21 protein-coding genes and 1 pseudogene are annotated in these 23,800 nt (G+C 74.4%); 12 read left to right on the top strand and 10 right to left on the bottom strand.

What is annotated here, in order from left to right:
• Positions 1-115: 115 nt before the first annotated feature.
• Positions 116-283 (top strand): hypothetical protein, encoded by a 168-nt coding sequence (locus tag ACZ6S8_RS14090; protein ID WP_469455411.1) that lies wholly within the window; start codon positions 116-118, stop codon positions 281-283.
• Positions 284-334: 51 nt separating this feature from the next.
• Here the strand turns inward: ACZ6S8_RS14090 and ACZ6S8_RS14085 are convergent, their stop codons facing one another.
• The 4 genes and pseudogenes from ACZ6S8_RS14085 to ACZ6S8_RS14070 all read right to left on the bottom strand — a co-directional run bounded on the left by ACZ6S8_RS14085 (position 335) and on the right by ACZ6S8_RS14070 (position 4,571).
• Complete coding sequence (locus ACZ6S8_RS14085; RefSeq protein ID WP_469455409.1) at positions 335-907, bottom strand: hypothetical protein; 573 nt, start codon at positions 905-907, stop codon at positions 335-337.
• Positions 908-1,039: 132 nt separating this feature from the next.
• Positions 1,040-1,684 carry a hypothetical protein gene (locus ACZ6S8_RS14080; protein ID WP_469455408.1) on the bottom strand — a complete coding sequence of 215 codons (645 nt, stop codon included), beginning with the start codon at positions 1,682-1,684 and terminating at the stop codon, positions 1,040-1,042.
• 1 nt (position 1,685) lies between these two features.
• A pseudogene (locus tag ACZ6S8_RS14075) lies at positions 1,686-3,332 on the bottom strand (alpha/beta fold hydrolase).
• Between the two features lie 51 nt (positions 3,333-3,383).
• A complete protein-coding gene (locus tag ACZ6S8_RS14070) occupies positions 3,384-4,571 on the bottom strand; it encodes an ROK family transcriptional regulator (protein ID WP_469455406.1) in 1,188 nt (395 codons plus the stop codon).
• Positions 4,572-4,626: 55 nt separating this feature from the next.
• Between ACZ6S8_RS14070 and ACZ6S8_RS14065 the strand changes: the two genes are divergently transcribed.
• From ACZ6S8_RS14065 to ACZ6S8_RS14055, 3 genes are all read left to right on the top strand, one after another.
• Entirely contained in the window at positions 4,627-5,841 is a 1,215-nt protein-coding gene (locus ACZ6S8_RS14065; RefSeq protein ID WP_469455404.1) for an MFS transporter, read from the top strand.
• 117 nt (positions 5,842-5,958) lie between these two features.
• Positions 5,959-7,380, top strand: coding sequence for a uracil-xanthine permease family protein (locus ACZ6S8_RS14060; protein ID WP_469455402.1), 1,422 nt, complete (start codon positions 5,959-5,961; stop codon positions 7,378-7,380).
• A 76-nt stretch (positions 7,381-7,456) separates the two neighbouring features.
• Entirely contained in the window at positions 7,457-8,158 is a 702-nt protein-coding gene (locus ACZ6S8_RS14055; RefSeq protein WP_469455401.1) for a DUF5995 family protein, read from the top strand.
• Positions 8,159-8,239: 81 nt separating this feature from the next.
• On the opposite strand, the gene ACZ6S8_RS14050 is transcribed toward ACZ6S8_RS14055, so the two are convergent.
• The 3 genes from ACZ6S8_RS14050 to ACZ6S8_RS14040 all read right to left on the bottom strand — a co-directional run bounded on the left by ACZ6S8_RS14050 (position 8,240) and on the right by ACZ6S8_RS14040 (position 11,369).
• Positions 8,240-9,952 carry a flavin monoamine oxidase family protein gene (locus tag ACZ6S8_RS14050; protein WP_469455399.1) on the bottom strand — a complete coding sequence of 571 codons (1,713 nt, stop codon included), beginning with the start codon at positions 9,950-9,952 and terminating at the stop codon, positions 8,240-8,242.
• A gap of 42 nt (positions 9,953-9,994) precedes the next feature.
• Positions 9,995-10,795: a carbon-nitrogen hydrolase family protein gene (locus ACZ6S8_RS14045; RefSeq protein WP_469455397.1), complete on the bottom strand. Its 801-nt coding sequence runs from the start codon at positions 10,793-10,795 to the stop codon at positions 9,995-9,997.
• 190 nt (positions 10,796-10,985) lie between these two features.
• A complete protein-coding gene (locus tag ACZ6S8_RS14040; protein WP_469455395.1) occupies positions 10,986-11,369 on the bottom strand; it encodes a hypothetical protein in 384 nt (127 codons plus the stop codon).
• 487 nt (positions 11,370-11,856) lie between these two features.
• Between ACZ6S8_RS14040 and ACZ6S8_RS14035 the strand changes: the two genes are divergently transcribed.
• Complete coding sequence (locus ACZ6S8_RS14035; RefSeq protein WP_469455394.1) at positions 11,857-12,549, top strand: GNAT family N-acetyltransferase; 693 nt, start codon at positions 11,857-11,859, stop codon at positions 12,547-12,549.
• Positions 12,550-12,630: 81 nt separating this feature from the next.
• On the top strand, positions 12,631-12,936 hold the full coding sequence (locus ACZ6S8_RS14030) for a WhiB family transcriptional regulator (protein ID WP_469455392.1): 306 nt from the start codon (positions 12,631-12,633) through the stop codon (positions 12,934-12,936).
• A gap of 45 nt (positions 12,937-12,981) precedes the next feature.
• On the opposite strand, the gene ACZ6S8_RS14025 is transcribed toward ACZ6S8_RS14030, so the two are convergent.
• Positions 12,982-13,437: an Lrp/AsnC family transcriptional regulator gene (locus ACZ6S8_RS14025; protein ID WP_007262967.1), complete on the bottom strand. Its 456-nt coding sequence runs from the start codon at positions 13,435-13,437 to the stop codon at positions 12,982-12,984.
• Between the two features lie 10 nt (positions 13,438-13,447).
• Positions 13,448-14,938 carry an amino acid permease gene (locus tag ACZ6S8_RS14020; protein ID WP_469455390.1) on the bottom strand — a complete coding sequence of 497 codons (1,491 nt, stop codon included), beginning with the start codon at positions 14,936-14,938 and terminating at the stop codon, positions 13,448-13,450.
• A 422-nt stretch (positions 14,939-15,360) separates the two neighbouring features.
• Here ACZ6S8_RS14020 and ACZ6S8_RS14015 point away from each other — a divergent pair, with 422 nt between their 5' ends.
• The 6 genes from ACZ6S8_RS14015 to ACZ6S8_RS13990 all read left to right on the top strand — a co-directional run bounded on the left by ACZ6S8_RS14015 (position 15,361) and on the right by ACZ6S8_RS13990 (position 22,154).
• A complete protein-coding gene (locus ACZ6S8_RS14015) occupies positions 15,361-16,464 on the top strand; it encodes a GDSL-type esterase/lipase family protein (RefSeq protein WP_469455389.1) in 1,104 nt (367 codons plus the stop codon).
• Between the two features lie 117 nt (positions 16,465-16,581).
• Positions 16,582-17,553, top strand: a complete 972-nt coding sequence (locus tag ACZ6S8_RS14010) for an SCO0930 family lipoprotein (RefSeq protein WP_469455388.1) — start codon at positions 16,582-16,584, stop codon at positions 17,551-17,553.
• Between the two features lie 140 nt (positions 17,554-17,693).
• On the top strand, positions 17,694-18,545 hold the full coding sequence (locus tag ACZ6S8_RS14005) for a LytR/AlgR family response regulator transcription factor (protein WP_469455386.1): 852 nt from the start codon (positions 17,694-17,696) through the stop codon (positions 18,543-18,545).
• A 250-nt stretch (positions 18,546-18,795) separates the two neighbouring features.
• Positions 18,796-19,071 (top strand): hypothetical protein, encoded by a 276-nt coding sequence (locus ACZ6S8_RS14000; RefSeq protein ID WP_469455385.1) that lies wholly within the window; start codon positions 18,796-18,798, stop codon positions 19,069-19,071.
• 123 nt (positions 19,072-19,194) lie between these two features.
• The gene (locus ACZ6S8_RS13995) at positions 19,195-20,925 is read left to right on the top strand and encodes a sodium/solute symporter (protein WP_469455383.1); all 1,731 of its coding nucleotides are present in this window, start codon (positions 19,195-19,197) and stop codon (positions 20,923-20,925) included.
• Positions 20,922-22,154: a histidine kinase gene (locus ACZ6S8_RS13990; RefSeq protein ID WP_469455381.1), complete on the top strand. Its 1,233-nt coding sequence runs from the start codon at positions 20,922-20,924 to the stop codon at positions 22,152-22,154. The genes ACZ6S8_RS13995 and ACZ6S8_RS13990 overlap by 4 nt, the downstream gene beginning before the upstream one ends.
• A gap of 98 nt (positions 22,155-22,252) precedes the next feature.
• Here ACZ6S8_RS13990 and ACZ6S8_RS13985 read toward each other — a convergent pair whose 3' ends face one another.
• Positions 22,253-23,695: a GuaB1 family IMP dehydrogenase-related protein gene (locus ACZ6S8_RS13985; protein WP_469455380.1), complete on the bottom strand. Its 1,443-nt coding sequence runs from the start codon at positions 23,693-23,695 to the stop codon at positions 22,253-22,255.
• Between the last annotated feature and the right edge of the window lie 105 nt (positions 23,696-23,800).

The following is a 23,800-nucleotide window of genomic DNA, read 5'->3' as shown; positions in this document are numbered from 1 at the left end:
CCCGGCGGCCACCGGGTCCTCCCGCGTTCCGGCCCGGGCACGGGGTCCGGGCCCTCAGCCGCCGCTCGCGCGAGCACCCGGCCGACCTGCGCGACGGCCGCGGGCTGGACGGGTGGTGCCGCCGCCGAACGGCGTACGGGTGCAGCCGATCGCGGCCGGGGAGGTCCCGCTCCCGATGGCGGGCAGGGCGTACGCGGGCTTCCGCCGGGGCGGCAACCTGGCCCCGGGGCACGCGGTGGGCCGGGTGACGTTCGCGGAGTTCCTGCGGGACCGCGGGGCGTAGGGGGCGGGAGACGGGGGGCGGTGCGGGGCGGCCGGCGGGCGGTCCGGCCGCCTACAGGGCGTCGGCGGCGGCCCGGTCCATGAACCGCTGGAGCGCGGCCAGCTGCTGCCGTACCGCTTCGGCGAACGCGGCGCCGGTCTTCCGGGCGTCGACGCCGTCGGGGCCCTCGAGGTACCGCTCCGTCGCCAGCTCCCCCACGCGGGCCGAGCGGGCGTCGATCTCCTCCAGGTCGCGCCGGCCCTCGGGCGTCGTCACGAGGCGCACGGTCGTGACGGCCCGCGAGAGGTCCGTGTTGGCCGGTGCGTACTTGTCCTCGAACTGGCGTCGCCGCTGCTCCTCGGTCCGGGCGGGGTCGAGGCGCGCGGTGAGCAGCTGGGTGGCCTGCTGGACGTACTTGTTGGTGCTCGCGGCGAGCTCGACGTAGGCGGAGCGCCGGATGTCGGCCCGGCGGGCGCCGGCCTCCTCCCGGTGGGCGTCCTTGGCCTCGAAGTAGGCGAGGGTGCTGCCCGTGAGGCCCGCCAGGGCCCCGATCAGTGCTCCGGCGAGCGCGGCGTAGGCGGTTCCCCGCTGCTGCGCGGGGCGCGCGCCGGCCCCGTCGCCGGCCTTGTCCTGCTTCTGCGTCATGGACTACCCGTACCGCGCCGGCGGGGCCCCGGCATCCGCAACCACCTGGAGGCGGCAACGCGGCGTACGCCCCCGTGCTCGTGGGTGACCCCTCGATCACCGTGGCGATCACCGTGTCGATCGCCGTGCGCTTCAGCCCGAAGCGGCGTCGGCCTTCGCGCTGCCGTACCGCCTGAGCCACGTCCACACCACGTGTGCCACCAGAGCCGCGGCGACGAGGACGGCGAGGACGCGAAGCGCGCTCCAGGTGAGTGCGGCGACCCGCCCGGCGGAGTCCGCTTCACCCCCGAGACGGGCGGAGGTCTCGATCCAGACGATCAGCGGAACGAGCAGGCGGAACGGAAGGCCGCCGATCCCGGGGATCCGCGCCAGATTCCCGAAGAGCCCCAGCGGGGCGCCGAAGAGGAAGGCGGCTGCTCCCCAGACGACGATTCCCGCCAGGTTGACTTCGCTGTGGATCACCTCCGAGGCCTCCATTCCGATCGGTGCGGCGGGCCGGAGGGCCTTGAGTCCGTAGTAGACGATCACGCCGAGGGCCAGCGACGAAGAGGCCAGCAGGGCCGACGCGGCCTTCGACCGCCGGGTGTATCCGACGAGGAAACCGAAGCAGGCCCACGACCACCCCCCGGCGAACACGAGGCTCCCGACCTGAGCGACCGGCCCGTCGAACGTGCCCGCGAGCGCACCGGTCGCGCCCAGCACGGCGCCCGCGGCCGGCACGGCGCCCGCGCCGAGGACGGCCGGCACGGAGGTGAAGCGGCTGCGCGGAGGATTCACCTCACGCTCCCTGTCCGGCGACCGGTCGACCGTATCGTCTCAACAGCCCGTCCACGTAGGCCTCCAGCCGTTCGGCCAGCACCGCGGACGTCAGATCGCCCCGCCCCAGGTCACGCCACGGACCGGCCAGGTTCGACGCGTCGGGGCAGTAGTGCAGCGCGTCGAGCAGCCGCCAGTACAGGTGGTCGGGGCCGTCGGCGAGGTCGCGCCCCCCGTGCGCCTCGTACCGCTCGCGGAACTCCAGCCCGCGCTCCGGGCCGTGCAGCAGTGCGAGCGCGGTCGAGCAGTGCGCCACGTCCAGGTCGGCGGGCCCCCACGAGGTCTCGACCCAGTCCACCACGCCGGTGATCCGCAGCGCGGAGCCGGATCCGGCGAAGAGCACGTTCCCGGGGTGGAAGTCGCGGTGCAGGAAGCAGCCTTCGTACGACGGCGGGTCGCGGCGGATCACGTCCACGGCCCGCTCCCACAGGGGGCCGTCCGGGGCGCGGACGTCCTTCGGGGAGGTCCACGCCTCGTAGGGGCGCGGCCTTCCCTCCGGTACGACGGCGTGCACCCGGACGAGCTGGGCGGCCAGCAGGTCCACGCGCCGGTCGAGGTCCTCCTCGTCCACGCGGACGCGGCCCGGCAGCGCGGTCATCAGCAGGGTCGGGTGGTCGCAGTGTTCGGCCGTGGCGTCGACGGCGACGAATCCGGGCGCGGGGATGTCCTGGTGCCCGGCGAGCAGCCTCAGAACGGACGCCTCGCGGGCCAGCAGCCCGGGTGCGTGACGGCGGAAGAACGGCTTCACGAAGGTCCGTTGCACCACGTCCGCGCCGTCGTCGAGCGACAGCCGGCGCATGTGGGAGCTCCAGCCGCCGTGGAGGAGCCGCGCGTCGGTGACCGGGCGGTCGTGGCCGAGCTGCTCGGCCACCCATGCGCGCGTGGCCGTCCAGCCGCGGTCGCCGAGGCCGGTCAGTACCGCGTCGACGAACGCGCTCCGGTCGTCGCCGTGCTCGCGGAACCAGTCGCCCAGCCGGTGCTGCGCCTGCGGAACGTCGAACCGCGTGTACTGCGCGCGCGTCGCCAGCGCGTCCTGTACCGCCTCGGTCACCGCGGGCGGGATGACCGCGTCCGTGCCCGGTACGGCGAGCACCGCCCGGCCCTCGTAGGACCGCAGCGCCTGGAGGGCGGGCGCCTCCCGCCAGCTGTCGGGACGCCGGATGATCCGGCTGAACGGGCCGTTCCCGTCCCCGAAGGGCACGTCCCACGCCTCGGCCGCGTACACGGCGGGCGCGCACAGCCCCAGCGCCGCCACGCGCTCCCCGTAGTGCCGGACGAGGTCCGCCACGGTCTGCCCGCTCATGCTGAACCCGGCCAGGACGAGCGGCCCGTCCGTCCCGGCGTACGCGTCGATCACCGCCACGGCCTGTTCGAACCGTCACCGCAGGCTCAACTCGGCCAGCCTGCCGCTGCTTTCGCCGTGCCCGGAGAAGTCGAAGGCGAGGGCGCGGACGCCACGGGCCGCGAACTCCCGGACCAGGGGGCGCAGTCGCTCCGCGCTGCCGGTGCCCGCGCCGTGCAGCACCACGGCGGTGGCCCCGGACGGATCGCCGGCGTACGCGCCGCGCAGGCGCTCGCCGTCGTGGACGTGGGTGAAGTCGGTGAACATGCCCCCCATTCACGCACGCCGCAGCCCTCGGCATCGGGGCCGGGACGGCGCTCAGCCGCCGAACAGGACGTCCTGGGCCGCCTCCCGGGCCGCCAGCCTGGCCCCCGCCAGGACCGCCGGGCCGCCCAGGGAGGTGGCGCGGACCTCCGTCGGGAGGGGGGTCAGCGTCGCGAGGCGGCGGGCCACCCTTGCCGCCAGGGACGGGCCGCCCGCGAGGCCCAGTTCACCGCCCAGGACCACGCAGCCCGGGTCCAGGACGGCCGCGACCGCGGCGGCGCCCAGGGCGAGCCGTTCGGCCAGGGCGTCGAGGAACGCCTCCCCGGCCGCCCCGGCGACGGCCTCCTCCGCCGGGCCGCCGTAGCCGTGGGCGCGGGCGAGGGCGGTGACCGCGTCCCGGCCCGCCAGGGCGTGGAAGCCGCCGCCGCAGTCGGTGGCGGAGGGCAGGCCGCCGGTGCCGGGTACGGGGAGGAAGCCGATCTCCCCGGCCCCGCCGGAGGCGCCCCGGCGCAGCCGGCCGTCCAGGACCACGGCCGCGCCGACGCCGGCGCCGAGCCACAGCAGGACGAAGGAGTCCAGGTCGCGGGCGGCGCCGAGGCGCTGCTCGGCGAGGGCGGCCAGGTTGGTCTCGTTCTCCACGACGACCACGGCGGGCAGGCTCCGCTGGAGGGCCGTCACCAGGTCCCGGTGCCAGGCGGGCAGGCCGCTGGAGTCGCGGAGTTCACCGGTGCCCGGCGCGACCAGGCCGGGGGCCCCGACGACGACGGTGTGCAGGTCGGCGGCTCCGGCGCCGCGGGCGGTGCGCAGGAGGGCGTCGACCGCGTCGCCGGGGGCGCCGACGGGCAGGGCGGCCTCGGCGAGGGGGTGGCCGAGCAGGTCGGTGACCACGGCGGTGACGCTGTCGGTGCGCACGTCGAGGGCGGCGAGGTGGGCGCGGTGGGCGACGATCCCGTACAGCTTCGCGTTGGGGCCGCGGCGCTGCTCTCCGGACTCGCCGGCCACCTCGATCAGCCCGGCTCCGGTGAGGCGTTCGACGAGGTCGGCGACCGAGGGGCGGGAGAGGCCGGTACGGGCCTTGAGCTGGTTGGCCGTCAGCGGCCCGGCCTCCTGGAGGAGCCGCAGGGCCAGGCGGTCGTTGATGGCGCGCGCCGTGCTCGGCGAGGCGGGGGTCGGCGCCGGCGCGGGGGCCGCGACCGGAGGGGGGGTGGGGGCCGGGGCGGGAGCAGGAGTCACGGCGCCCATCCTAGGGATTCACGGCCACTAACTATCAGGCAGGGTCCCTGATAGTTTATCGCCCATGACCGGGGAAACCGACCTCAGCCCGGCGCGCCTGCGCCATGCCCGCTTCGCGATCGCCGCCGTGTTCTGCGCGCACGGCGCCGTCACCGGCTCCTTCGCCACCCGCATCCCCTGGATCCAGGACCACGCCCAGCTGAGCGCGGGCACCCTGGGCCTGGCGCTCGCCTTCCCCGCCCTCGGCGCGGCCCTGGCGATGCCGCTGGCCGGCCGGATCAACCACCGCTTCGGGGCCCGCTCCGCGCTGCGCGCACTGCTGGCGATGTGGACCCTGTCCCTGATCCTCCCGAGCCTCGCCCCGAACCTGCCGACCCTCTGCTTCGCGCTCTTCGTCTACGGCGCCACCTCGGGCATGTCGGACGTGGCGATGAACGCGCTGGGCGTGGAGACCGAGAACCGGCTCGGCCGCTCGATCATGTCCTCCCTGCACGGCATGTGGAGCCTGGGCGCCCTCTTCGGCTCCGCCGCCGGTACGGTCGCCGCGCACACCGGCGCGGACGCCCGGCTGCACCACCTGATCGCGGCGGTCGCGCTGACCGCGGCCGGGCTGGTCGCCGTCCAGGGCGTACTGGACCTGAGGAGCGATCAGGAGGCCGAGGCCCCGCCGCACTTCGCCCTGCCCCCGAAGTCGGCCCTGCTGATCGGCGCCGTCGGCTTCTGCGCGGTCTTCGCGGAGGGCGCGAGCCTGGACTGGTCGGCGGTGTACCTGCGGGACGTGCTGCACACGGACGCGGGGCTGGCCGCCGCCTCCACCACCGCCTTCGCGCTCACCATGGCCGTCGCCCGCCTCGTCGGCGACCGCGTGGTGGACCGGTTCGGGCCGGTGCGCACGGTCCGGGCCGGCGGCGTGCTGGCCACCGTGGGCGGGCTGCTCGTGGTCCTCGTCCGGCATCCCGGGGCGGCGCTGGCCGGCTTCGGGCTGATCGGCCTCGGCATCGCGGTCGTGGTGCCGCTGGCCTTCGCGGCCGCGGCGCGCAGCGGGCCTGCCCCGGCGCAGGCCATCGCCGGCGTCGCGACGATCACGTACACCTCGGGGTTGATCGCCCCGTCCGCGATCGGCGCCGTCGCGGACGCCACCTCGCTCGTCGTCTCCTTCGGCCTGGTCACCCTGCTGGCGTTCGCGCTGATCGCGGGCGCCGCCGTACTGCGGCCGAAGCCGGTGGCGCAGGAAGCCGCGCGGGGCGACCGGGACGAACCTGCGGATATACGGCCGTAATATATCGCTGGCCGCCGAGGCCCTCTCGTCGACGCGGCGCCGGTGGGGCGTCGTTCCGGCGCCGGGGCCCCACGGCCTGGACGCTCGATCGGCCGGCGGAAACGGAAGTGGTGGAACATGGGCCTCGGCGTGCGCTGGACCCTGCACGGAGACGGGCGGACCCCCGCCCCGGGCGCGGTGGTCCGGCCGGACGAGCGGCTGTCGTGGCCGCGTACCGCCGGGCTGGGCGCCCAGCACGTGGTGGCGATGTTCGGCGCGAGCTTCGTCGCCCCGGTCCTGATGGGCCTGGACCCCAACCTCGCCATCATGATGTCCGGCGTCGCCACGGCCATCTTCCTGCTCGCCACGCGCGGGCGGGTCCCCTCGTACCTGGGCTGCTCCCTCTCCTTCGTCGGGGTCGCCGCGGCGATCAGGGCGGGCGGCGGGGACAGCGCGGTGGTCACCGGCGCGGTCTTCGTCGTCGGGGTGGCGCTCTTCCTCTCCGGGCTCGCGGTGCGGCACTTCGGTGCCCGGATCATCCACGCGGCGATGCCGCCGGTGGTGACGGGCGCGGTCGTCATGCTGATCGGCTTCAACCTGGCGCCGGTCACGGCCTCGACGTACTGGCCGCAGGACCAGTGGACGGCGCTGCTGGTCATGGTGTTCACCGGGGTGGCCGTGGTGTGCCTGCCCGGGTTCTGGTCGCGCATCGCGATCTTCCTCGGGCTGGTCTTCGGGTACGCGATCTCCTGGGTCTTCGACCTCGTCTTCGGGAAGATCAACTCGCCGGTGGGCGGCGGCGAGGCCGTGGACCACTGGCGCCTCGACCTGTCCGGGGTCGGCAAGGCCGACTGGATCGGGCTGCCCGCCTTCCACGCCCCGGCCTTCGAGTGGTCGGCCATCCTGATCGCCCTGCCCGTGGTGATCGCGCTGATCGCCGAGAACGCCGGGCACATCAAGGCCGTCGGCGAGATGACGGGCGACCCGCTCGACGACGAGCTGGGCACCGCCATCGCCGCCGACGGCGCCGCGTCCATGCTCTCCACCGCGGTCGGCGGCCCGCCGAACACCACCTACTCCGAGAACATCGGCGTCATGGCGGCCACCCGCGTCTACTCCACGGCGGCGTACTGGGCCGCGGCCGCCTTCGCCCTGCTCTTCGGCCTGTGCCCGAAGTTCGGCGCGGTCGTCGCCGCGATCCCGGGCGGGGTGCTCGGCGGCATCACCGTCATCCTGTACGGCATGATCGGCCTGCTCGGCGCGCAGATCTGGCTGAACGCCCGGGTGGACCTGCGCAATCCGCTGAACCTGGTGCCGGCCGCGGCGGGCATCATCATCGGCATCGGCGGGGTCCGGCTCCAGATCACCGACACCTTCGAACTCGGCGGCATCGCGCTCGGCACGATCGTGGTGGTCGGCGGCTACCACGCCCTGCGGTACTTCGCCCCCGCGCACCTCAAGCAGCAGGAGCCGCTCCTCGACTCCGGCACCTCCACCTACGACGACCCGGACGGCGGAGGCGCCCAGGACGGCGGAGGCGGCCCGGGCAAGCCCCGTTGACGCGTTTTCGCCCGAACCGGCGAAGCGTACGGCCAAGTTCCCCGCATCCGGGCCGGCGCCTGCGACCCTGCCTCCCATGGAAGCGGTGCTGGCGCGGATGCGCGCCCTGGACGAGCGGCTCCCGCCGCAGGACGGTGTCGCCGTCTTCAACCGGGTCTACCTGACGGTGACGGAGACCCTGCACCGGCGCATCGGGCTCGGGGACTTCCCCGCGCCCCGACGGGCGCAGACCCTCGGCGTACGGTTCGCCGAGCACTACCTGGCGGCGGTGGAGGCGGACCGGGCCCCGGCCTGCTGGCGTCCGCTGCTCCAGCACCGGCGCCATCCGGGGGTCCGCCCCCTGCAGCACGCCCTGGCCGGGATCAACGCGCACATCGGCCACGACCTGGCGGTGGCCGTCGTGGCGACCTGCGTCGCCCTGGACTGCGAACCGGCCGCGCTGGAAGCGGACTTCGACCGGGTCGGCGACACCCTGGTGGCGCTGGAGGAGCACATCCGCGAGGAGCTGATGCCGGGCCCCGACCTCCTGGAGATCGCCGACCCGCTGACCCACCTGGTCGGCTCCTGGAGCCTGGACCGCGCCCGCGCGGGCGCCTGGGCGGCGGCCCGGCTGCTGTGGGCCCTGCGCCGCACGCCCGACCTGGCGGAGGAGTTCCGCGAGTCCCTGGACGCGGGCGTCGGCCTGGTCGGCCGCTGTCTGCTGACCCCCGTCGCGGTGCCGTGCCCCGCCCGCCCCTCGGGGCATCGCGCCGTGACGGGCCTGCTCGGCGGGCACTGACGGCGCGCGGCGCAGGAACGTGGAAACGGGCCGCCCCGCGCTGCTCGCGCGGGGACGGCCCGTCGTTGCGGTACCGGGGACTCAGTCCTCCGGGAGTTCCACCGGGGCGATGTCGTCGTAGCGGTCGCCCGGGCCCGGGTTGGAGGCGTCGGTGGAGCCGCCGAGGTGGTGCATGACGCCCCAGACCGCGTTCAGCGCGGTCTGCACGGCGCCCTCGGCCCAGCCCGCCGTCCAGGAGATGTCGTCCCCCGCGAGGAAGATGCCGCGCTTGTCCTCGGGGAGGCGGTCCTGCATGAAGTGGGTGAACAGGCGCCGCTGGTAGCGGTAGTGGCCCGGCAGATTGGCCTTGAACGCGCCCATGAAGTAGGGCTCGTTCTCCCAGGACACGGTGACCGGGTTGCCGATGACGTGGCGGCGGATGTCGACGTTCGGGTAGATCTCGCCCAGGGACTTCAGCATGACCTCCATCCGCTCGTTCGCGGAGAGCGGCAGCCACTTCAGGCTGTCGTCGCACCACGTGTACGAGAGGCAGATGACGGCGGGCTTGTCCGGGCCGTTGTCGAGCAGGTAGGTGCCGCGGGTCATGCGGTCGGTGAGGGTCATCGACATGACGTCGCGGCCCGTCGGGTTCCCCGCTCCGTCGACGGCCTTGTCCAGCCAGAACGGCCGGTCCACCGGCACGAAGAGCTTGCTCGACTCCATGTAGTGCGTGCGCTCGATCGCCGTCCAGTGGTCGATCGGGAACAGCGTGTCGTCGCACTCGATCTTCGACAGGAGCATCCACGACTGGGCCGTGAAGATCGCGGCGCGGTAGGTGCGGATGTCGCCGGAGGAGTCCGTGACCGTGATGCGGTTGCCCGCCGTGCGGTGCAGGCGGGTGACCGCCGGGCGCGGGGTGCCGCCGTGCAGGGAGGACAGCGAGGTCCCCTGGGCCCAGTGCACGATCTTCTCGGGCTCGCGCTCCCACAGGCGCAGCGGGAGCTGCTGCGAGCCGCCCACGATGCCGCGGTGGTGGTCGTCGGCCTCGGTGTAGACGACGCGCAGGATCTCCAGGATGGAGTTCGGGAAGTCGGTGTCCCAGCCGCCCGTGCCGAAGCCGACCTGGCCGAAGATCTCGCGCTTGCGGAAGGACTGGAAGGCCTCGGACTTGCAGAGGAACCCGTAGAAGGTCTCGTCGTCGAGCTTCTCGACGAGCTTGGCCCAGATCTCGCGGATGCGCGGGACGTCCCGCTCGCGCATCGCGGTGTTCATGTCGGAGAAGTCGGCGCCCTCGTCGAGGCACTCGTTCCACGCGGCGGCGACGTCGCGGTAGACCTGCGGGAGGTCGGCGATGGTCTCGGCGTAGTGGGACTCGCCCTTGAGGTCCACGACGGTGGAGGGGGTGGCCTCGGACAGCGGGTTCGGGAAGGGCTCGGTGACCAGGCCGACGAGGTCGATGTAGTGCTGCAGGGCCGTGGAGGACGGCGGGAAGCGCATGGCGCCCATCTCCGCGGTCAGCCCCTCGGTGCCGGCGCCCTCGAAGCCGACGGTCCGCAGCCGGCCGCCGATCTGGTCGGCCTCGTAGACGACGGGCTTCAGGCCCATCTTCATCAGCTCGTAGGCCGAGATGATGCCGGAGAGGCCGCCGCCGATCACGGCGACCTCGGTGCCGAGCTCGGTGGCCGGGAGCTGGCCCAGGCCCGCCGGGTGGGCGAGGAAGTCGTCGTACGCGTACGGGAAGTCCGGGCCGAACATGGTGATCGGCGGCCGTCCGTCGCTGTGCGGGACGGCGGTGGTGGGCACCGTGGACGTCATGGGGTACGGCTCCTTGCGGGCGGCAGGCTGGGGGAAGTGGTCTCAGACGAGGGAGGCGTAGAGCCCCGGGCGGCGGTCGCGCAGGTACGGGTTGGTCCTGCGCGAGGCGCTCAGCAGCTCGGGATCGGCCTCGCCGAACACCAGCTCCTCGCCGCGTCCGGCCCGGGTCCGGGTGACCCCGTCGGGGCTCGCCAGGCAGCTGAGTCCGACGAACTCGAACTCGCCCTCCGGGCCGGTGCGGTTGACGTACGCGATGTACATCTGGTTCTCGAAGGCCCGTACGGGGACGAGCTGTTCGGCGACGAACTGGAAGGGGTGCATCTGCGCGGTCGGCACCAGGAGGAGGTCGGTGCCGGCGAGCGCGTGGGCCCGGACGTTCTCCGGGAACTCCACGTCGTAGCAGATCATGATGCCGACCCGCAGCCCCCCGAGGTCGGCCTGGACGACGGGGGTGTCGCCGGGGGTGAAGGCGTCCTGCTCGAAGGAGCCGAAGAGGTGGGTCTTGCGGTAGTTCGCGAGCGGGGCGCCGTCGGCGCCGATGAGCTGCGCCGCGTTGAAGACGGCGCCTCCCGCGCGCTCGGGGTAGCCGTACAGGACGGCCACCCCGTGGCGCCGGGCGATCTCGCCGATGGCGACGGCGGACGGGCCGTCGGCCGGTTCGGCGAGGGCGGCGACGTCCTCGACCTCCAGGGCGTACCCGGTGAGGAACATCTCCGAGGTCACGAGGAGCCCGGCCCCGCTCCGCGCGGCGCGCGCGGCGGCCCCGTCGAGCTCCTTGAGGTTCTCGGCGGTGTCGCCGAGCCGTCCGGAGCTCTGGAGGAGGGCGGTGCGCAGCGGGGGCATGGACTACCTCTGTGGCAGGAGGGGTGTGGGGGTCATACGACGGTACGTTCGCGCGTTCGACGCGGACAAGCCGTGACCGTTGCGCGCTGCGCATCGATTCGTTGCGCATTGCACGGCCCGCCCGGCGATTCGTTGCGCGGCGCCCCTCCGGGACCCCCAGGGACCCTCGAATGCCCCCTGCGGTGCCCCGTCAGCGGGCCGTGCGGAAGGCCGGGTGGGCCGCCAGGAGCCGCAGGTCGTCGAGGATGTCGGGGGCGTGGTCGGAGACGACGCGGCCGCTCCAGGTGTCGCAGAGCGCGGGGACGTCCGCGGGGCCGGCGTAGTGGTGCCCGGCGGCCTCGTAGGCCAGGCGCAGGGCGGTGTGGCCGGGCGCGTCGGGGTCGCGGCCGAGGACGGTGACGGCGACGGAGTCCGTCAGGCCCAGCCGGGCGAGGGCCTCGGCCACCTGCGCGGAGCGGGGACAGCCTGCGTACAGGTACAGGTGGTAGCGGTGCGGGACCGGCGAGAAGCCGGCGCCGATGCGGCCGCGCAGGGCGGGGGCCGGACCGGTGCGGGGCAGGACGGTGGGCGACATGGCACTCCTGGGACTGGCGCGGGGGTCGCCGGGGCGCGGCGGGGCCGGGGCGCGGTGGGGCGCGCGGCCGGGCCGTCGGTCAACACGGCGTACCGGGTACGGGTGTGGCGCGTACGGGCCCGCCCGGTGGGGTCGGGGCGGCCTCGTACGGGCCGTTGGAGTACGGGGTCCGGAGCTCAGGCGCGGGGGCCGAAGGCGCTGCAGACGCGCAGGAGGTCGATGTGCAGGCGCCGGGTCAGCCACCAGCGCCGGGGGGTCCGCGTCCGGGTGTGCTCCGTGGGGTCCGTCCGCACCGCTCGCACCCCCGTTCCCGTCGTCGGCGGCCCGTCCTGCGGTGGCTAGGCTTCCCGCGGCGGGCACCGGCCGTCACGGCCGTCCCCCGCAGTCTCCCGGCGGGCGCCGGGAGCCGTCAAGAAGGCGGTGGGCACCGATCGCGCCGCCGCGCCGAGGAGCGCGCAGGAGCGCCGAGGAGAAGGAGCCCGTACGCATGTCCCCCGAGGCACTCGACAATCCGGTCTGGGCCGCGCTGGCCGGACCGCACCGGAGCTTCGCCGAGCACGGGCCGGTCGGCCTGGCGGCGCGCTACCGCGCGGACGCGACCCCGTTCGCGGCCCTCGCGGACCCGGACGATCCCCGCGCCTGGGCGGACCTGGCCGCGCTGGCGGGGCCCGGGGAGGACGTGTGGGTGACGGGGCTGGTGACCCCGCCGGCGGGGTGGCACACCGTGGTGTCCGTACCGGGCGTGCAGCTGGACGGCCGGGCGGTGCGGTCCGAGCCCGCCCCTGAGGCGGTCCCGCTGGGGCTCGCGGACGTGCCGGAGATGCTGGAGCTGGTGGGGCTGACGAAGCCGGGGCCGTTCCTGGACCGCACGGTCGAGCTGGGCACGTACCTGGGCGTCCGGGACGGGGGCCGGCTGGTCGCGATGGCCGGGGAGCGGATGCGGCCGGCGGGATGGTCGGAGATCAGCGCGGTGTGCACGCACCCCGGGCACCGGGGCAGGGGGCTGGCCGGGCGCCTGGTCCGCGCGGTGGCCGCGGCGGTACGCGAGCGGGGTGACAGCCCGTTCCTGCACGTGGCGCAGGAGAACGCGGGGGCGCTGCGGCTGTACGGGTCGATGGGGTTCGTTCCGCGGCGCCGGCCGCTCTTCCTGGGGCTCCGCACGCCGTCCGGGGCGTCCTGACCGGACGCGGGTGGCTCCCGGCGGGGTTTCGCGGGCGGTCCAGTGGTCACACGCGGGGACAACCCACGGAGAGGAACTGACATGTCCGACGTCGCACGCCAGCCCGGTTCCGCGCAGCGCTCCTGGCAGTGGCAGTCCCGCGCCGCCTGCCGGGACCTGGGGTCCGGGCGGTTCTTCCACCCCGCCGGAGAGCGGGGCGACGACCGGGAGGAGCGGGACGCGGCGGCCAAGCGGATCTGCGCGGGCTGCCCGGTCCGCAGCGCCTGCCTGGCGCACGCGCTGCACACCCGCGAGCCGTTCGGCGTCTGGGGCGGCCTGACGGAGGAGGAGCGCCGCGCGCTGCTGGAGGGGCGCGAGCCAGCCCTGCCGGGCCGCGCCCGGCGGTAGGCGGGCGCGCCGCGACGCCGGGCGGGCCGCGCGGGGCGGGCCGGCCTAGGCCGGCGCTCCCGAGGTGAAGCGGCGCAGCAGCGGCGAGAGCACCAGGACGGACTTCGTCCGTTCCACGAACGGTTCCCCGGCGATCCGCTCCAGCACCCGTTCGAAGTGCCGCATGTCGGAGGCGAACACCTGGACGAGGGCGTCCGCGTCGCCGGTGACGGTCGACGCGGACACCACCTCGGGGTACCGCTCCAGACCCCGCCGGATGTCGTCCGGCGAGGTGTTGTGGCGACAGTAGATCTCGATGAAGCCCTCGGTCTCCCAGCCCATCGCGGCGGGGTCCACGCGGACGGTGAAGCCCGTGATGGCGCCTTCCGCGCGGAGCCGGTCCACGCGCCGTTTCACGGCGGGGGCGGAGAGCCCGACCTCGGAGCCGATGTCCGCGTAGGAACGGCGGGCGTCCTCGGCGAGGGCGTGCACGATGCGTTCGTCGAGATCGTTCAGTCGCACAGAGGGTGGATCACTTCTCTTCAGCGGCCTCCGCGGCCGGGGTGACCTCGGAGGCGACAGTGGCCAGGCTGGAGCGGCGCATGCCGTAGAAGAAGTAGAGCACGAGCCCGACCGCCATCCAGCCACCGAACACGGCCCAGGTGAGCCCCGACAGCTGGGTCATCAGGTAGCCGCAGCAGAGGAAGCCCAGGATGGGCGTGACGGGGAAGAGCATCACCTTGAAGGTGCGGTTCATCTCGGGGCGGGTGTAGCGCAGGATGACGACCGCGATGTTGACGAGGCCGAAGGCGAAGAGCGTGCCGATGCTGGTGGCGTTCGCCAGCTCGCCGAGCGGGATGGTGGCGGCCAGGATCCCGCAGAAGAGGCAGACGATGATCGTGTTGACGCGCGGGGTGCCGGTCTTCGGGTCGACCTTCGCGAAGGCCTTCGGGATCAGGCCGTCGCGGGACATCGCGAAGAGGATGCGGGTCTGGCCGTAGAGGACGGCGAAGACGACGCTGGCGATGGCGACGACCGCGCCCGTCGCGAGGACGACGCTCCAGAAGGCGTGTCCGGTGACGTTCTCCATGATCTTGGCCAGGGCTGCCTCGCTGCCCTCGAACTCCTGCCACGGCATGGCGCCGACCGCGACCAGGGCGACGAGGCAGTACAGGGCGGTGACGATGCCCAGCGAGAGCATGATCGCGCGCGGCAGGTCGCGCTTCGGGTTCTTGGCCTCTTCACCGGCGGTGGAGGCGGCGTCGAAGCCGATGTACGAGAAGAAGAGCATCGCGGCGGCGGTGCTGATCGCGGTGACGCCGAGCGGGGCCAGCGGGGTGTAGTTGCCCGCCTTGATGCCCATGAAGCCGATGACGCAGAAGAGCACCAGCGTGACGATCTTGATCCCGACCATGATCGAGTTGATCCGGGCGCTCTCCTTGGCGCCGCGGAGCAGGAAGACCATGCACAGCAGGACCACGACCAGGGCCGGCAGGTTGATGTAGCCGTTCTCGCCGAGCGGGGCGGAGAAGGCCTCGGGGATGGTCAGGCCGAGCGTCCCGTCGAGGAGCTCGTTGAGGTACTGGCCCCAGCCGACGGCGACGGCCGCGACCGAGACGCCGTACTCCAGGATCAGGCACCAGCCGCAGACCCAGGCGACGAGCTCGCCCATGGTGGCGTAGGCGTACGAGTACGAGGAGCCCGAGACCGGTATGGAGCCCGCCAGCTCGGCGTAGGAGAGGGCGGAGAACAGGGCGGTCAGGCCCGCGACGATGAAGGCGATGAAGACGGCCGGGCCGGCGATCGGAGTGGCCTCGCCGAGCACGACGAAGATGCCGGTGCCCAGGGTGGCGCCGATGCTGATCATGGTCAGCTGCCACATGGTGAGCGAGCGGCGGAGCGCTCCGCCCTCACCCTGGCCGCCCTCGGCGACCAGCTGCTCGACGGGCTTGCGGCGCAGCAGCGGGTGGGCGGGCCTGCGGGGCTCGGACGAGAGCGGTGGCGCCTGGCCGTGATCGAGCACGAGGGGACTCCTTGGTTGCTGCGGGTGGGGGTTGCGAGGCATCGACCGCAGCGGTCCGGAGCAGGAGCAGGCAGAGCCTGGGCATGGGGGACCGCCGAGCAGGCGGTCCACGCCACTCCACGTACAGCGAGTGAGCCTACGAGCTGAGTGATACCGCCCGTAATGCACCATCCTTGCACATTGGCGGACGATCGTTGCGCGGATCCGTTCTCCATGGTCCTTTGTTGCGCACGGATGATCGATCGCTGCGCAGACGACCTCGACCCCCTTTCTTGACACCTCGTCAGATCTGCCGCACCGTGCCGCCTGGACCCGCAGGTCCGCACGGATCGGCGCACCCCGGCGGCGGTGGAACCGGGTCCTGCGGGGTACGGGTGAACGCGGCGGCTCCGGGGTGGGCGGGGCGGCCGGAGGAGAGAGGGGTGGACCCCGTGGGCACGGACATGGGTACGGGCATGGGCACAGGAACGGATACGCATACGGAGACGAACGCGGACACGAGCGCGGACACGGGCACGGGTACCGGCACCGGCGGGGGGTGGCAGGACCCCGGACCGTTCCTGCGCGGCGTCGCCTGGCTGGACGGGGGCCGCCCGGTGCGCGCCGACCCGGCGGACACCATGCGGCTGCCCTGGGACACCGGCGAGCGCGCCGGCCTGCCCATCGGGGTCCGGCTGGAGTTCACCACCGCGACGGCCCGGGCGGTGGAGATCCACTACCGGGCGACCCTGCCCGGCCCCACCGACGCGCTGCACGACCTCGCGCACGGCTTCGCCCTGTGGGACCGCCACGGGGTGGTCTCGGAGGCGTTCACCGAACCGGCGGCGGAATCCGTGGTCCGCATCGAACTGGGCGGAGGCACCGGCCCGTTCACGATCCACCCGCCCGAGACGCAGTCCCCGCTGGTGCTCGGGCTGCGCGGGATCGGCGGCGGCCTCGCCCCGGCGCCGTCCGCCCCGCGCTGGGTGGTGCACGGCGACTCCATCACCGAGGGCTGGTGGTCCACCCGCCCGGCCCACGGCTGGCCCGCGGTCGCCGGCCGCGCCCTGGGGTGGGACACCGTCAACCTCGGCTACGCGGGGGCCGCGCGCGGCGAACTCGCCACGGCCGAGCAGCTCGCCGGACTCCCCGCCGACGTCCTCACGCTCGCGTTCGGCACCAACTGCTGGTCCCGGGTGCCGTTCTCGGCTCCGCTGCTGTACGAAACCACGCGCGCCTTCCTCGAACTGGTCCGCCAGGGGCACCCCCGGACCCCGCTGCTGCTGGTCTCGCCGCTCCTGCGGCCCGACGCCGAGCGCACCCCGAACCGGCTCGGCGCCACCCTGGGCGCCCTGCGCGACGCGATGGAGCGCGCGACCCGCGACCGGATCGCGGCCGGGGACGACCGCCTCGCCGTGCTCCCGGGCCGTGACCTGCTCGGACCCGAGCACCTGGCGGACGGACTGCACCCCAACGACGCGGGGCACCAGGTCCTCGGCCTCGCTGTGGTCACGGCCCTGCGGCGGGCCGGGTTCGACGCGGGGTGAGTGAAAGAGACCACACCGGCCGCCTTGAACGGATCGCGCCCACCACCCCGTGTCCTGGGCACAGTTGCCGCCGCTCCGGCGGAGACAACATGACGGACACACACGTGGGAGAACGACATGGGCATGAAGCGCGGAACCACCCTTGCAGCGGCAGCGATCGTCGTCGCCCTGGCGGCCACGGCCTGTGGCCCCTCGGACGACAAGGCCGCCGACACGACCCAGCCCGCCGGTGCCGCCTCCGCCCAGGACCCCTACGGCGCTCCGGTGGCGGACGCGGCCGCCGGGGCCGGAGCCAAGCCCGCCGGCCAGCTCGCGGCGGCCGCCAACGAGCAGCTGGGGCAGGTCCTCACCGACGGCGCCGGGCTCACCCTCTACCGCTTCGACAAGGACGTCGCCAAGCCGCCGAAGTCCAACTGCGAGGGCGACTGCGAGAAGACCTGGCCGGTGGTCTCGGCGGGCGACGTGACCGCCGCCGCCGGAATGGACCCGGCCCTGCTGGGCGAGGTCGAGCGCACCGACGGCAGCAAGCAGCTGACGGTGGCCGGCTGGCCCGCGTACCGCTTCAACAAGGACACCAAGGCGGGCGACGTCAACGGTCAGGGCGTCGGCGGCGTGTGGTTCGCCTTCGGCCCGGACGGCAAGAAGGCGGCCAAGGCCGCCGCGGCAGCGCCGGCTCCGGCGCCCGAGGCGGGCGGAGCGGGTGCCGGTGCGGGCGGCGCGGCCGAGGCGGAAGGGGCGCTCACCGTCGCCAACGACCCCAAGCTCGGCGATCACATCGTCGACGGGAAGGGCATGACCGTCTACCGCTTCAAGCCCGACACGCAGTGGCCGATGGTCTCCAAGTGCGAGGGCGCCTGCCTGGAGAAGTGGCCGGCCGTGCCCCCGGTGGACAAGGCGAACGCCAAGGGGATCATCGAGAAGAACTACCGGGTCCTGGACCGTCCGGACGGCAAGAAGCAGCAGAGCATCGACTGCTGGCCCGTCTACACCTTCTCCGGCGACAAGAAGGCCGGTGACACCAACGGCCAGGGCGTCGGCGGCACCTGGTACGCCGTGTCCCCCGAGGGCAAGCTGATCACCGTCAAGTAGCCGCGGGCCTCCTCCCCCGCCCGCCTCCCCCCACGGCTCCCTCCCCCCACCGACCGGACCGCGCGGCCCCCGCCCCCCTCCCCCCGGGCGGGGGCCGCGCACCGTTCCGCCCCGGCGCGGCCGTGCCTACACTCGGCCGCATGCTGCGCGTACTGGCCGTCGACGACGAGAAGCCGCTCCTGGAGGAACTCCTCTTCCTGCTGCGCTCCGACCCCCGGGTCCACCGCGCGGAGGGCGCCTCGGACGCCACCGGGGCCCTGCGCCTGATCACCCGGGCCCTGGAGGGCGGGCCGGACGGGGACGACGGCATCGACGTGGTCTTCCTCGACATCCACATGGCCGGGCTGACGGGCCTGGACATCGCCCGCCTGCTGGCCGGGTTCGCGCGGCCGCCGCTGATCGTGTTCGTCACGGCCCACGAGGGCTTCGCCGTACAGGCCTTCGACCTCAAGGCCGTGGACTACGTGCTGAAGCCCGTGCGCCCCGAGCGCCTGGCCGAGGCCGTCCGCCGCGCGTGCGCGCAGCTGGGCCGCACCGGGGAGGTCCCGCCCGGTACGGGAAGCATGCCCGCCGCGCCCGCCGGACCGGCCCCGGCGCCGCCCGCGTCCGTACCGGGTCCGCGCCGGCCCGCCGGCGGGCTGCCCGCCGCCGAGCGCGCCCCGGACCAGATCGCCGTGGAACTCGGCGGGGTCGTCCGGTTCGTGGCCATCGCCGACATCGCGTACGTGGAGGCCCAGGGCGACTACGCCCGGCTGCACACCGACGACGGCAGCCACCTGGTCCGCATCCCCCTGTCGACGCTGGAGGAGCGCTGGGCGGCCCGCGGGTTCGTCCGGATCCACCGCCGCCACCTGGTGGCGCTGGGCCGGATCGACGAGCTCCGGCTGGACGCGGGCACCACCAGCGTGCGGGTCGGGGCGGCGGAGCTGCAGGTCAGCCGCCGGCACGCGCGGGAGCTGCGGGACCTGCTGATGCGCCACGCGACGGGCTGAGTCCGGCCGCCGGGACCGGGGCACGGGCAGGGCCGCCCCGAACCGGCGGACCGACCGCCCGGACCGACCTCGGTGCCGACCACCCATGCCGACCCCGGTGCCGACCGCCCGGCGCCCCCGGACGCCGCTCGTCGCACGAGCGCGGGCGTACGGCGACGCGGCGCGACCGTCGGCCGCACGGCGGGGATGACGCGCCGGGCGCCGTTGACGCCCCCGCGTATCGTGGATCTTCCGGGGCGGGAGGAGCGAGATGTCCGAGATCCACGCGCTGCTCGACGCCCTGGCCGGGCTGCCCCGCACCCGGCCGGCCGGTCCCGCCGAGGCCGCGGTGCTGCTGGCCCGCCTGCGCAGCGCCGCCGCCCGCTGGGCGGACCTCCTGTACGAGGCCGGCGAGGGGGTCCGGGACCAGGTCCCGCCCCGCGCGGAAGCCGCCCTGACGCTGGCCTTCCGGCGCGCGGAGGAGTCGTACGTCGAGCTGGAGATCGCCCTGCGCGACTGTGCCGAGCACCGCGACCCGGCCCGCTGACCGGGGCGCGGACCGCGCCGCCGACGAGCTCCCGGGCCCGGGTGCGGGCCGGTTCACGCCTGTTGCCCCCTCCGGGGCCGTGCATAGACTCCGGTCACCCTCCTCCAGCCGAAGGACCGACCGGTGAACCAGACGTACGCGCTGACCGCGGTCGCCGTCGTCGTCCTCGTCACGGTCCTGGTCGGCGCGCTGGGCCTGCGGATATCCCGGACCACCTCCGACTTCTACGTCGCCTCGCGCACCGTGGGCCCCCGGCTGAACGCGGCCGCCATCAGCGGGGAGTACCTCTCCGCCGCCTCCTTCCTCGGGGTGGCCGGGCTGGTGCTGCTCCAGGGCCCCGAGATGCTCTGGTACCCGGTGGGCTACACGGCCGGCTACCTGGTGCTCCTCGTGCTGGTCGCGGCCCCGCTGCGCCGCTCGGGCGCGTACACGCTGCCGGACTTCGCGGAGGCCCGGCTGGAGTCGCAGGCCGTGCGCCGGATCGCGGTGCTGTTCGTGGTCGGCGTCGGCTGGCTGTACCTGCTGCCGCAGCTCCAGGGCGCCGGGCTGACCCTGGAGATCCTCACCGGGGCACCGCACTGGGTGGGCGGGGTGGTCGTCGCCGTCGTGGTCGGCGCCGCCGTGGCCGCCGGCGGGATGCGCAGCATCACCTTCGTGCAGGCCTTCCAGTACTGGCTCAAGCTCACCGCGCTGCTGGTCCCGGCGTTCTTCCTGGTGGCCGCCTGGGCCGGGGACGGCGCCCCGCGCGCCTCCTTCGACGCCCCGGCCGTGTTCGGCCGGCACACCGCCGTCACCGTCGCCGAGGACGTACGGCTCGCGGTGGAGGCGCCCCTCGCCGTGACGGTCACCGGCCAGGTGGACGGCCGGGCGTACGAGGCGGTCCCGCTGGTCCTCGCCGCCGGGGAGCACTCCGTACGGGCGCACGCGCGGCTGGAGTTCACCCCCGGCACCCCCGTCCCGGGGACCCGGACGGAGGCCGGGCTCGGCGTGTCCAGCTGGTCGGAGCCGCTGTCGGGCGACGAGCGCGGGTACCGGCTGTACGCGACGTACGGGCTGATCCTCGCCACCTTCCTCGGCACGATGGGGCTGCCGCACGTGGCGGTGCGCTTCTACACCAGCCCCAACGGGCGGGCCGCGCGCCGCACCACGCTGGTCGTGCTCGGGCTGGTCGGCGTCTTCTACCTGCTGCCGCCGGTGTACGGGGCGCTGGGCCGGATCTACGCCCCCGAACTGGCCCTGACCGGCGACGCGGACGCGGCCGTGCTGGTCCTGCCGGAGCGGATGCTGGGCGGACTGCTCGGGGAGCTGCTGGGGGCGCTGCTGGCCGGGGGCGCCTTCGCCGCGTTCCTGTCGACGGCCTCGGGGCTGACCATGGCGGTGGCCGGGGTGCTGCACCAGGACGTGCTGCCGTCGCGCGGGGTGCGCAGCTTCCGCTGGGCGGTGCTCGTCGCGGTCCTGGTGCCGCTGGCCGGGAGCGTGGCGGCCCGGGACGTGCCGGTGGCGGACGCGGTGGGGCTGGCGTTCGCCGTGTCGGCCTCGTCGTTCTGCCCGCTGCTGGTGCTGGGGATCTGGTGGCGCGGGCTGACCCCGCCGGGTGCGGTGGCCGGGCTGGTCACCGGGGGCGGGGCGGCGCTGAGCGCGGTGCTGGCGACCCGGGCGGGGCTGGCTCCGGCGGGGTGGGCGCACACGCTGCTGGCGTGGCCGGCGGTCTGGTCGGTGCCGCTGGGGTTCCTGACGATGGTCCTGGTGTCGCTGGGCACCCGTGCGCGCGTCCCGGCCGGTACGGCGGCCACCCTGGCCCGGCTGCACCTGCCGGAGGGCGTGGCCGGCGACCGGGTGGGGGGCGCCCGGTGACCGGGGCGGTGACCGTCCTCCTCGCGGTGGCGGCGGCGGCCCTGCTGCTGGCGGCGGGCTGGGCGGCGGGGCGGCTGCACGCCCGGCACGACGGCCGGGCGGCGGTGGACCTGGGGACGCCGGTGGAGCGGGCCACCTTCCACACCCTGCACACGGCCTCGCTGGCGGCTCCGCCGCTGCGCGCCGGGCTGACCGAGGACGCGGCCCGCAAGGCGGCGCGGCGGCTGCGGTCGCTGCTGGGCACGGAGGCCCTGTGCCTGACCGACCGGGAGTCGGTGCTGGCCTGGGACGGACCGGGCGCCGACCACCACGGGCGGGGGGCGATGGACCGGGTCGCGCAGACGCTGGACTCGGGGCGCAGCCAGAGCGTGCGCACCGGGTGCGAGCGGCCCGACTGCCCGCTGAAGTGGGCGGTGGTGGCCCCCCTCACCGGTGAGGACGGGATGCTGGGTGCGCTGGTGGCGTACGGGTCGCGGGAGTCGGCGGTGCTGGTGCGGGCGGCGACCGAGGTCGCGCGGTGGGTCTCCGTACAGCTGGAGCTCTCCGAGCTGGACCGGTCGCGGACGCGGCTGATGGAGGCGGAGATCAAGGCGCTGCGGGCGCAGATCTCCCCGCACTTCGTCTTCAACTCCCTCGCGGCGATCGCCTCGTTCGTGAGGACCGATCCGGAGCGGGCCCGGGACCTGCTGCTGGAGTTCGCGGACTTCACCCGCTACTCCTTCCGCCGGCACGGGGAGTTCACCGCGCTGGCCGACGAGTTGCGCTCCATCGAGCAGTACCTGGCGCTGGCCGGCGCCCGGTTCGGGGACCGGCTGAAGGTGACCCTGCGGGTGGCGCCCGAGGTGCTGCCGGTGGCCCTGCCGTTCCTCTGCCTCCAGCCGCTGGTGGAGAACGCCGTCAAGCACGGGCTGGAGGACTCCACCGCGGAGTGCCGGATCACCATCGCGGCGCGGGACGCGGGCCCGGAGGCGGTGATCACGGTGGAGGACAACGGGGTGGGGATGGAACCGGACCTGCTGCGCCGGATCCTGGCCGGGGAGCGGGGCGGCTCGTCCTCGGGGGTCGGCCTGCCCAACGTCGACGAGCGGCTCCGGCAGGTGTACGGGGACGCGTACGGGCTGGTGGTCGAGACCGGGGTCGGCGCGGGCATGAAGGTGACGGTACGGATTCCGAAGTACCGGGCGGGCGTGCACAGTTCACCGCCGGACAGCGGCCGCGCCGGGACCTGACGCGCACGGCGGCCGCGGCGCGCACCCGGGCCCGGGAACGCCCGTGGCCCCGGCCGTCCTGGAAGGACGTCCGGGGCCACGGGGAAGCACCGCGGGGACTAGCTCCAGCTGGCGTGCAGCGGCTTGCCCTCGGCGTAGCCGGCGGCGGACTGGATGCCGATCACGGCCTTCTCCTCGAACTCCGCGAGGGAGCCGGCACCGGCGTAGGTGCAGGAGGAGCGGACGCCCGCGATGATCGAGTCGATCAGGTCCTCGACGCCCGGGCGGGACGGGTCGAGGAACATGCGCGAGGTGGAGATGCCCTCCTCGAACAGCGCCTTGCGGGCACGGTCGTAGGCGGACTCCTCGGAGGTGCGGTTGCGGACCGCGCGGGCCGAGGCCATGCCGAAGGACTCCTTGTAGAAGCGCCCGTCGGCGGACTGCTGGAGGTCGCCCGGGGACTCGTAGGTCCCGGCGAACCAGGAGCCGATCATGACGTTGGAGGCGCCGGCGGCCAGCGCCATCGCCACGTCGCGGGGGTGGCGGACGCCGCCGTCGGCCCATACGTGCTTGCCGTACTTCTTGGCCTCGGCGGCGCACTCCAGCACCGCGGAGAACTGCGGGCGGCCCACGCCGGTCATCATGCGGGTGGTGCACATGGCGCCGGGGCCCACACCGACCTTGATGATGTCGGCGCCGGCCTCGATGAGGTCCTTGACGCCCTCGGCGGCGACGATGTTGCCGGCGACGATCGGGACCTGCGGGTCCAGGGCGCGGACGGCCTTGATCGCGGTGATCATCGACTCCTGGTGCCCGTGGGCCGTGTCGATGACGATCGTGTCGACGCCCGCGTCGAGGAGCTGCTTGGCCTTGGCCGCGAAGTCGCCGTTGATGCCGACGGCGGCCGCGATGCGCAGCTTGCCGTTCGCGTCGGTGGCGGGGGTGTAGAGCGTCGCCCGCAGGGCGCCCTTGCGGGTCAGGATGCCGACGAGCCTGCCGTCCTCGTCGACGGCCGGGGCCAGCTTGCGGTGGCCGGCGTCGAGCTTGTTGAAGGCCTCGCGGGGGTCGATGTCGGCGTCGATGAGCAGCAGCTCCTTCGACATGACCTCGGAGAGCTGGGTGAAGCGGTCGACGCCCGTCAGGTCGTGGTCGGTGACGACGCCGAGCGGGCGGCCCTCGCCGTCCACGACGACGCCGGCGCCGTGGGCCCGCTTGGGCAGCAGGGACAGCGCGTCCGCGACGGTCTGGGTCGGCGCCAGCGTGATCGGGGTGTCGAGCACGAGGTGGCGGGTCTTCACCCAGGAGATGACGTCGGTGACGACTTCGATCGGAATGTCCTGCGGGATGACGACGATGCCGCCGCGGCGCGCGACGGTCTCGGCCATCCGGCGTCCCGCGATGGCGGTCATGTTCGCCACGACCAGCGGAATGGTGGTGCCGGTGCCGTCGGGCGCGGACAGGTCGACGCCCTGGCGGGAACCGACCGCGGAGCGGCTCGGCACCATGAACACATCGTCGTACGTCAGGTCGTACGGCGGCTTCAGGTCATTGAGGAAACGCACGTGCTGAACATCCCAGTCGATCGAAGGATCCTTCTAGATGGCTGACAGGGCAGCCGAGGAAACGCACGTACTTCATCCTCCCACGTCCTGGCGTGCGCGCCGCCC

Source organism: Streptomyces sp. NPDC048461, assembly GCF_055587105.1.
The sequence above is the reverse complement of the archived record's forward strand: the minus strand, read 5'-3'. Positions and strand labels throughout refer to the sequence as shown.

Excerpts from the sequence above, each read along its gene's own strand:
- ACZ6S8_RS14085 (WP_469455409.1), bottom strand. The coding sequence starts at position 907 with ATGACGCAGAAGCAGGACAAGGCCGGCGACGGGGCCGGCGCGCGCCCC.
- ACZ6S8_RS14070 (WP_469455406.1), bottom strand. The coding sequence starts at position 4,571 with ATGGGCGCCGTGACTCCTGCTCCCGCCCCGGCCCCCACCCCCCCTCCG.
- ACZ6S8_RS14065 (WP_469455404.1), top strand. The coding sequence starts at position 4,627 with ATGACCGGGGAAACCGACCTCAGCCCGGCGCGCCTGCGCCATGCCCGC.
- ACZ6S8_RS14060 (WP_469455402.1), top strand. The coding sequence starts at position 5,959 with ATGGGCCTCGGCGTGCGCTGGACCCTGCACGGAGACGGGCGGACCCCC.
- ACZ6S8_RS14055 (WP_469455401.1), top strand. The coding sequence starts at position 7,457 with ATGGAAGCGGTGCTGGCGCGGATGCGCGCCCTGGACGAGCGGCTCCCG.
- ACZ6S8_RS14050 (WP_469455399.1), bottom strand. The coding sequence starts at position 9,952 with ATGACGTCCACGGTGCCCACCACCGCCGTCCCGCACAGCGACGGACGG.
- ACZ6S8_RS14045 (WP_469455397.1), bottom strand. The coding sequence starts at position 10,795 with ATGCCCCCGCTGCGCACCGCCCTCCTCCAGAGCTCCGGACGGCTCGGC.
- ACZ6S8_RS14040 (WP_469455395.1), bottom strand. The coding sequence starts at position 11,369 with ATGTCGCCCACCGTCCTGCCCCGCACCGGTCCGGCCCCCGCCCTGCGC.
- ACZ6S8_RS14035 (WP_469455394.1), top strand. The coding sequence starts at position 11,857 with ATGTCCCCCGAGGCACTCGACAATCCGGTCTGGGCCGCGCTGGCCGGA.
- ACZ6S8_RS14030 (WP_469455392.1), top strand. The coding sequence starts at position 12,631 with ATGTCCGACGTCGCACGCCAGCCCGGTTCCGCGCAGCGCTCCTGGCAG.
- ACZ6S8_RS14010 (WP_469455388.1), top strand. The coding sequence starts at position 16,582 with ATGGGCATGAAGCGCGGAACCACCCTTGCAGCGGCAGCGATCGTCGTC.
- ACZ6S8_RS14005 (WP_469455386.1), top strand. The coding sequence starts at position 17,694 with ATGCTGCGCGTACTGGCCGTCGACGACGAGAAGCCGCTCCTGGAGGAA.
- ACZ6S8_RS14000 (WP_469455385.1), top strand. The coding sequence starts at position 18,796 with ATGTCCGAGATCCACGCGCTGCTCGACGCCCTGGCCGGGCTGCCCCGC.